A 6,164-nucleotide genomic window follows, 5' to 3' on the forward strand; every position below is an offset into this window, starting at 1 on the left:
GCTTCGCGGCGGGCCGCCGCCACATCGCCGCCTTGCACCACCGTCGCCAGCACTGCGTTCTCGATCACCGACAGCCACGGCAGCAGCGCATCGCGTTGCGGCATATAGGCCACCTGCCCGCGCCGGCCCGTCACGTCTACGCCGTCGATGCGCACAGCGCCGGCATCGGGCCGTTCAAGGCCGGCAATGATGTTAAACAGGGTCGTCTTGCCGCTGCCGCTCGGCCCGATCACGGCGACAAACTCCTCCGCCGCGACCTGCATACTCAGCCGGTCGAGCACCGGCACCGGCCCGGCGGGGGTAGCAAACGTTTTGCTGATGGAGTGTAGTTCAAGGGTTGGCATTGGGTTGGTTACGAATAAGGACACACCGTAGGGACACAGCGGCGTTGTGTCCGTACAGCGATGCAGGCGGGACCCAGCGTGGGGACACAGCAGCGCTGTGTCCCTACGGCGGTTACGGCAAGAATGCGTTGGTAAAAGCTTTGTCCGGTTCAATCATGCGGGCGATAAGGTTGCGGTCGGCCATCCATTGGGCGTAGGCGCGCCAGATCTCGAGCTTCTGCTCACCCCAACGCGGCGCTTCGGCCTGATACTGGCCGGCCAAATACTGCTGGCTGCGCCGCACTAGCTCAGCGTCGAGTTCGGGAGCGGCTTTGAGCAAGATATCGGCGGCCTCGGCAGGCTGCTCAATCGCAAACCGATAGCCGGCGCTGGTAGCGGCAATGAAGCGCCGCACCAGATCGGGCTGCTCGGCGATCAGCTTCTCGCTGGTGATGAGCACCGGCGTGTAGTAGTCGGGAATACACTGCACGTCGTTCATCATCACAATATTGATCGGCACGCCGCGCACCTCAGCCTCGATGCCAGTCCAGCCCTTGAAAATCCAGACGAAATCAACCTCATTGCGCTCGGTGGCGACAAAGAAATCGGAGCTGCCGATGTCAACGAACTGCACCTGATCGAATTGGTTGCCGACGCCAGCGCATTCGAGCAGGCCGCGGATCACCGCCGTTTCGATGGGCGAGCCAAAGGCGCCATACTTTTTGCCGATGAAATCGCGCGGGCTGGTGATGCCGTCTTCGGCGCGGCTAGCAAAGCCGCTGGTGTTGTGCTGGATGATGGCGGCAATCGAGACGATCGGCACTCCTTCGACCCGCGCCTGCGTCACTGCCTCTTGGTACGAGATGCCGAAATCGAGCCGGCCAGCGGCTACCAACTGCTCGACAGTACCGCCCTCTTGCGCGCCGAGAATCTCGACTTCTAAACCTTGCTGTGCATAGTAGCCTTTATCTTGGGCCACATAGAGACCGGTATGGTTAGTATTCGGCGTCCAATCCAACCCCACCCGCACCTTGGTTGGCGGGGTTTGCGTCGGTGTGGCGGGTGTCGCCGCGCCACTGCCACAGGCAGTCAGTAGTGCCATTAACACAAGCAAAAGCCATCTGCGCATCAGCGTTCTCCCTTCCAAAACACGATCCAGCGTTCGAGCAGACTGACTAAGGTAAAGAGGACAATCGTCAGCAACGACGTCACCAGTGCGGCGACAAAGACCTGATCGGTACGAAAGGCGCGCAACGAGCGGGCGATGTAGACCCCCAACCCGGCGCTAGCCCCGATCCACTCGGCCAAGACCGCGCCGATGACGCTGTAGGTAATCGCGACTTTGATGCCGGTAAAGATCGCCGGCAGCGCGGCACGCAACCGCAACAGGCGGAGCAATTGCCAATAGTTGGCCCCCATCGCCTCAAGCAGACGGCGCTGGTCGCGATCAGCACTTTGCAGGCCGTCGATGGTATTAACCACAATCGGAAAGAAGGTAATCAGCGCCACCACCAGCACTTTGGGCAACAGACCAAACCCGAACCCGACCACCAGCAGCGGCGCAATCGCTACGATCGGCACGGTTTGCGACGTGACCAGCAGCGGGTAGACGGCGCGGCGCAGCAGCGGCGAGGCATCGAGGGCCACCCCCAACCCAAACCCCGCCGCCAAGGCCAGCGCAAAACCGGGGATAGTCACGGTCAGCGTCGCGATGGTATGCTCGGCCAAGACCAGCCCGCTGGTCACGAAGGTCATCGCAATCTGGGAGGGGGCCGGCAACAACCATGCCGGCACCGCCCAATACCAGACCAAACCTTCCCAGAGCAGCAGCAAGCCAATCACGAGCAACGCCGGCGGGCCGTACTCGGCCAAGCCGGCGCGCCACGAGAGGCGAGTCGGGTCAGCGAGAGGCGTGACCGAGATCGGCGCAGAGACCTCTTCACTCATACTTCGCCAGCTTCTCGGCAATCGACGAGCCATTCGGATCGTAGTCAATCTTGATCAAGGTGAACACCCGGCTGGCGCCAGCGGCCAGCACCGCCTCCTGCGCCCGCTTAATCACCGCCATAATCGCATCGTAATCGCCTTCAATCGTCGTCTCCATCGGGCAAACGCGGTAAGTGAGGCCACTCTCGGCCACCACCGCGATCGCCGCATCAACGGCAGCGTAGGTCGTCGCTTTATCAGGCAAACCACCGGGCAACACCTCAAAACTGACGGTGACAGCGGGCATAGCGTTCTCCTTAATTGCGCCAACAACAAAAACCGCCGCTGCAGCGATAGGAAGCGACGGTACCATGACCAGAAAGCCTTCCCTCCGCTGGCATAACCCAGATCAGGTTCAAAGGGTCAACGGCATCAATCGGGCCGCAATCTCAGCCGGGCTCACCCGGCTCCCCTAGCTGCGCCGAAGCGCTTGATTCAGTTGTGTTAAGAATGATAGAAGGAAGCGGTCCGGCTGTCAAGCGCCGGGGGTAGTGATACCGCCAAGAGGCTTTGGGTTGAGAGCAGCCATACAGCAAACGACCGGCGCAGGCCGGTCGTGCGTGGTGGGCCGCCTCGGATTCGAACCGAGAACCTGTCGGTTATGAGCCGATTGCTCTGCCGTTGAGCTAGCGGCCCGTACCGCCCTATTATAGCGAGGGGAAGGGGGTGGCGTCAATGCGGGATGGCGACGAATAGGCGCAATCTGATTAGCCACGAAAAGCCACAAAACGCACAAAAACTATGGAATGTTTGCGGCTTGTGCGGGTCTTCGTGGTTATCCCCGTTGCTGTCCTGAAGAACTAGGCTTAGGTGGCGAAGCTCACGGCACAGGTTGTTTGCCCTCATCCCTCCGCCCCTTCTCCCACCTGACGGCGGGAGAAGGGGAGCCGCTGGGTGAACAGGAGAGGCACTACTCAAGCGGAACGCAGCAGCGCTCCTCTCCCGCGCCAATGGGAGCGGGGACGAGGGTGAGAGCCGCCCCTCCCACGCTGGGGTTGAGGGGTGGACAGAAATTTGGTCGAGTACAATCGTTGATCGCTGGGCAATGCCTCAAAGCGTAGCCCGACACTCCCCTCTCCCGCGCCAGTGGGAGAGGAGCTGGGGGTGCAAGCGCACAGCCCGCGCAGCAGGCTTCGTAACCCTAGTTCGGCCCTCTAGGGCCGAACTCCGGACAGATGTTCTGTCCGCCCCTCCCCGCTGGGGGAGGGGTTGGGTGTGGGGTCTAAACCCCGAACCCGACTTGTCGGTGCGAGCCGCAGCGGGGTAATACCCCGCGCGGCGAAGCAATCTCCGCCGAGCATAGGAACGATGCCCTCAGCCACGCCTCCCGCTAAAGCGGGAGATTGCTTCGGGCGCTGCGCGCCCTCGCAATGACAATAGACCACGCCCTGCGCAACCTCGGCAGGACTACCGCCTGTACACTCGCTGGGGGCGTGAAGGGAACCCGGCCTTGAAGATTGGGCTACGTTTACAAAGCCCGCGGCGCGGGTTGCATAGCCACGAAAAGCTACAAAACGCACAAAAATCATGAGATTTTTGCGTCTTTGGTGGGTCTTCGTGGCTATCCTCCGTCCTTAAACCGGGCGAGGCAACACTTCTCGCACCCCTCAGCCCAATGCTCCTCTGAAAAGGCAGGAAACGTTCTTAACCGGCGGGGCGTTGGCCGACCACCAACAACATTGAGCGTGTTGGCGGAATGGCAGTGGTCAGCGCGAAGAACAATGCTTTCGCCAACACCCGATGCGGTGCGCTGAATAAGCGGCCCGCGTCAAGGCCGACCCGTTCCCATGGCGCTTCAAACCGCTTGAGGGCAATCCGAAAGCCGGCTTGCTCAACCAGCCACGTCAATTCGCTCATCGTATAGGTACGGCTATGGGTGGTATAGCGCGCCTCGCCTTCAAGCAGCATCTGGTGGCGAAACTCTTCAGGCGTGCTAAGACTCTGCCACAGCAGCATGCGCAGAATCGCGCGGGCCCGGCTCTTGAGGTAGAGTTCGTTGGGAGTCGTAATCAGCAACCGGCCACCGGGCCGTAAGACGCGGTAAAATTCGCGCAAGATCGGCAAGGGCGAATAGACCATGTGCTCGATCACTTCGGAAAAGACCACCCAATCGAAGCTGGTATCAGGGTACGGCACCGGTTCGCGTTCGAGGTTGACCTGCCGCACCTCCACGCCCAACCGATCCCAGAGCGCCTTGCGAGTAAATGGGTCAAGATCAGCACCGCTGACCTTAAAGCCGGCTCCAACCAACAACTCGGTAAACTGGCCCGGCGTGACCCCGACTTCTAGCACTCGCGCGCCGTTAGCTGGCCCCATTGCGCGTAGCATCGCCGCAAAACGGTGGCGATGCAAGCGAAAATAAGCCTCTTTGCCATCGGCCCGCGCGCTCTGGGCAACGCGGGCAAACAGGGCAGACTCTTCAACCTTGGTCATGGTTTGTTCGTCAATCATCATCGCGGTTGCCGCCTACGGCAACACCGCGCCGTATAGTATCATACTCGCGACAGATCAGCGAGTCGGGTAACGTTCTTACTCGACGGGAAGGAGCATAACTATGTACCCACCTCCAACTTCGACAGCCCCCCAACGCAGCGAACTGAGCCGGCTGTTTCTGCGCTGGCTGATCTACTCATTGGCAATTTTTGCCGCGGTATGGCTTGTACCGGGGATCGAATTTACCGGGCCGGGTTGGCAAATTGGGATCGTGGCGCTGCTGTTTGGCCTACTGAATGCGCTCTTGCGGCCAATACTCTACTTCCTCACCTGCCCACTGGTCATTCTGACGCTAGGTCTGTTTGGGCTGGTAATCAACGCGCTCCTGTTGGGCTTAACCTCGGCGCTGGCCGACCAATTCGGCATCAATTTCATGGTGAATGGCTTCTGGCCGGCCTTTTTTGGCGGCATGGTGATTTCGATTGTCAGCACGGCGCTGCAATATCTGGCTGGAGACGTGCAGTTTCGGATTGTGGTTGAACGCCGGCCAAGGGATTGAGAAGAGGGATACGGGCAGAGCGGCGCTCTGCCCGTACTGATCGCGAAAAGCCTTATCCGCTATTAAATCCGCTCGCGGGCACGATGGAGCCGGATCGTGCGGGTGAGCAGCGTGGCGCCAAGCAACAGTATGCCAAGGAAGGGTATCCCGGCGCTGGTGTTGGGCAACGGCGCCTGACCGCCGCTCTGACCACCACTCTGACCACCGGCTGCCCGCGGTGTGGGCGTGACGGTAGCCGTGGGTGAAGCACCACCACCGATCACGGCACCAACAGTTGCAGTTGGGCTGGGTGGCGCTGTCGTGGCAGTCGCAGTCGCTGTCAACCCCACTGTAGCCGTTGCGGTTGGACTCGTCGCTGGCGCGAGCGTTGCCGTTGCCGTCGCCGTGAGCGCCTGCTGCTCGCCAACGACCAGCACCGTACTGATATTCGAGAAGACGGGCCGGCTCAAGCCGCTATAACTCGCTTGCGCCTGCACCACTAACAACGTCCCGGCAGCGACGTTGGGGCGGATACGGGTGGCAATCGTGACTTGCACACGCTCGCCGGGCGCAAGATCAGGCGCGGTATAGGTAACAGTTTGACCACTGATCACTGGATCAGATCCACGATTCGCATTCGCGCTCAGCACTTGCAGATTTGACGGCAGCACACTGCGCAGGCTGACTGCGCTGATCGTTTGGGCCGGATGCGTGTTACCTACCACCACCGTAAACACAATATCCTGCCCAGCATAGGCACTGCCCCAATCGCTAGCGAGGCGCAACAGCAAGTCGCCTTCGCTAAACACGGCCGGCGCCGGCGGTTCGGTCGGCGGTAGCGTATTAGTCGGCGGTGGCGCCGGCGGGCGCGGGCGCGGTGTTGC

6 protein-coding genes, 1 tRNA gene, 1 pseudogene and 1 riboswitch are annotated in these 6,164 nt (G+C 61.0%); of the genes and pseudogenes, 1 reads left to right on the plus strand and 7 read right to left on the minus strand.

Going from position 1 to position 6,164, the window contains the following annotated elements:
* The 6 genes from U9R81_RS02335 to U9R81_RS02360 form a co-directional block, all read right to left on the minus strand.
* Positions 1–344, minus strand: a 344-nt coding sequence (locus U9R81_RS02335; RefSeq protein WP_322493926.1) for an ATP-binding cassette domain-containing protein, incomplete at its 3' end; no start/stop codon positions are given.
* A 112-nt stretch (positions 345–456) separates the two neighbouring features.
* Positions 457–1,452, minus strand: a complete 996-nt coding sequence (locus U9R81_RS02340; protein WP_322493927.1) for an ABC transporter substrate-binding protein — start codon at positions 1,450–1,452, stop codon at positions 457–459.
* Complete coding sequence (locus U9R81_RS02345) at positions 1,452–2,270, minus strand: ABC transporter permease (protein WP_322493928.1); 819 nt, start codon at positions 2,268–2,270, stop codon at positions 1,452–1,454. The genes U9R81_RS02340 and U9R81_RS02345 overlap by 1 nt, the downstream gene beginning before the upstream one ends.
* Positions 2,263–2,556, minus strand: a complete 294-nt coding sequence (locus U9R81_RS02350) for a thiamine-binding protein (RefSeq protein ID WP_066788574.1) — start codon at positions 2,554–2,556, stop codon at positions 2,263–2,265. Before U9R81_RS02350 ends, U9R81_RS02345 begins: the two co-directional genes overlap by 8 nt.
* Before the next feature lie 61 nt (positions 2,557–2,617).
* Positions 2,618–2,733, minus strand: a riboswitch (TPP riboswitch).
* Positions 2,734–2,870: 137 nt separating this feature from the next.
* Positions 2,871–2,945 (minus strand) — tRNA-Ile (locus U9R81_RS02355).
* A gap of 1,008 nt (positions 2,946–3,953) precedes the next feature.
* The gene (locus tag U9R81_RS02360) at positions 3,954–4,763 is read right to left on the minus strand and encodes a class I SAM-dependent methyltransferase (protein ID WP_322493929.1); all 810 of its coding nucleotides are present in this window, start codon (positions 4,761–4,763) and stop codon (positions 3,954–3,956) included.
* 100 nt (positions 4,764–4,863) lie between these two features.
* On the opposite strand from U9R81_RS02360, the gene U9R81_RS02365 reads away from it, so the two are divergent.
* Positions 4,864–5,301 carry a phage holin family protein gene (locus U9R81_RS02365; protein WP_322493930.1) on the plus strand — a complete coding sequence of 146 codons (438 nt, stop codon included), beginning with the start codon at positions 4,864–4,866 and terminating at the stop codon, positions 5,299–5,301.
* A gap of 62 nt (positions 5,302–5,363) precedes the next feature.
* Here U9R81_RS02365 and U9R81_RS02370 read toward each other — a convergent pair.
* Positions 5,364–6,164, minus strand: a pseudogene (locus tag U9R81_RS02370) (hypothetical protein); the annotation flags it as partial.

This window comes from Chloroflexus sp. (assembly GCF_034435895.1).
Classification (GTDB): domain Bacteria; phylum Chloroflexota; class Chloroflexia; order Chloroflexales; family Chloroflexaceae; genus Chloroflexus.